Origin of the sequence: Streptococcus oralis (assembly GCF_001579175.1) — a bacterium.
Taxonomy (GTDB): domain Bacteria; phylum Bacillota; class Bacilli; order Lactobacillales; family Streptococcaceae; genus Streptococcus; species Streptococcus oralis_O.
The window spans coordinates 771,570-773,357 of record NZ_KQ970760.1 but is presented as its reverse complement, the minus strand read 5'-3'; the positions used below and the strand labels follow the sequence as shown (position 1 = coordinate 773,357).

The window sequence follows — 1,788 nt, the reverse complement described above, 5'->3', positions numbered from 1 at the left end:
ATGGTTCTTACTATTTGCGCTTCTGCTTTTGTTTATAACAAGTTCACCTTTTTCGTTTAAATCATACCCTAAAAACCGTTTAGCATTAATGAGTAATTCTCCCTTCTGGAACTTTCTACGAAAACTCCATCGTTGGTTTCCGCTCATGCTTTGTAACTCTTCCTCAGCCAAACTTGCTAACACAGTCAAGACAACTTCACCTTCATTGGATAAAGTGTGGATATTCTGATCTTCAAAAAAGATATCAATACCAAGAGTTTTTAATTCTCGACTGATTTCAAGAACATTGATGAGATCTCTTGCAAACCTTGATATTGACTTAGTATGGATAACATCAATTTGTCCTTTTCTACAAGCATCTAACATAGTTTGAAAATCAGGTCTATCATACTTTGAACCCGAAATCCCTTTGTCACAAAAAACACCCAAAAACTCAACATCATCACGTTCAGCATACAACTTTTCAAAATAGAATTTTTGATTCTCTAGCGAATCAAGTTGACTTCCGTTGGTTGTAGAAACACGAACATATGCACAAATTCTCTTTTTTCTTTTGTTATTCTTTGCTTCAATTTTTCTTATATTCATTTTTCCTCCTACAAGAAGTTTTTACACACTATATATCCCTCTAAACGATATATTAGTCAAGTAATCAGCAACCCTGTACTTTAACAAAATGTCTTTATTGTCCTCTTACCTGATTAGGTACTTTCAAGATAGATTTTTCCGGTTTTAAGAAAAAATCAAAAAGAAAAAGCCTGATGTATTTCACCAGGCTTAGATTTTTTATTTGAAATTTAATCGCAATATGTTATAATAAACATAGAAAAAGGAGCTGAGCTACCAACTCAACTCCAATGTAGAACCGTTAAAAAGACGGTAGCTCGTATAACAGATTTAATCCGTCCTACTCGCTCAAAAGTGGGGACGGATTATTTTTTGTCCTTGTCTTTGAAGATTTTATAGCACAAGCCAATCAAAGTAATGGTAAAGCTACCAAAACCAAGTATTGTCTGTACAACTTCAAATGCGGTCAAAAGAGTGCCCCTCCTTTCCGTCAGATTTTGATGAACTGCCCATAGGCATCACCTCTCTTTCGGTATAAGGAGCCACCGTCTTCACTTTTCTACAATAGATATTATACCATATGAACCACCAACTTCGGTGGTTTATTTTGTTTAAAGATTTATTTTAAGAGTAGTATCTACAAACTCTTAGTTAGTAGTAATCAAACCATCAGGTTCAATCGTAAATTCTGGTTTTACTGATAGCGAACCATCAGACTTGAGATAGTACCATCCGTTTCCTGATTTAATAAATTGCTTAGATTTCATATCCCCATCTTTTTCATCCAAGTAATACCAAGTTTCACGATATTTTACCCAACCTTTAGCCATTCTACCATCCGACTTAAAATAGTACCAACGATGATCGATATGCATCCAACCAGTAACCATGGCACCACGCTTATCTAAATAAAACCAATCCTTGCCATCATTGAACCATTTATTGATGAAACAGTAGCCTCTATTATCAAAGTAGAACCATTCTCCTTTGATATTTTTCCATTTAGATTTTGGATAAGAGCCATCCGGTTCTTCCCACCACCAACCAACTTCGTTTCGTTTCCAGTTTCCTTCAGTTAGACCAGATTCAATATCTTTCTTAAACTGTTCTCTACTAATGCCCCATTTTGCAAGGTATGGATAGGGATCTACATGATCACTTCCATTATTTGGTTGGTTGTAAGTACAAAATTGATGAGTTTTAATCCCAGCAAGACTACTA

At 35.1% G+C, this 1,788-nt stretch carries 2 protein-coding genes and 1 pseudogene; all 3 read right to left on the bottom strand.

The window, feature by feature from the left end:
* The coding region (locus tag SORDD24_RS08130; protein WP_081103555.1) for a recombinase family protein at positions 1–588 on the bottom strand (588 nt) is incomplete at its 3' end.
* Positions 589–932: 344 nt separating this feature from the next.
* The gene (locus SORDD24_RS10960; protein WP_162837937.1) at positions 933–1,061 is read right to left on the bottom strand and encodes a putative holin-like toxin; all 129 of its coding nucleotides are present in this window, start codon (positions 1,059–1,061) and stop codon (positions 933–935) included.
* A 153-nt stretch (positions 1,062–1,214) separates the two neighbouring features.
* A pseudogene (locus SORDD24_RS08125) lies at positions 1,215–1,788 on the bottom strand (N-acetylmuramoyl-L-alanine amidase family protein); the annotation flags it as partial.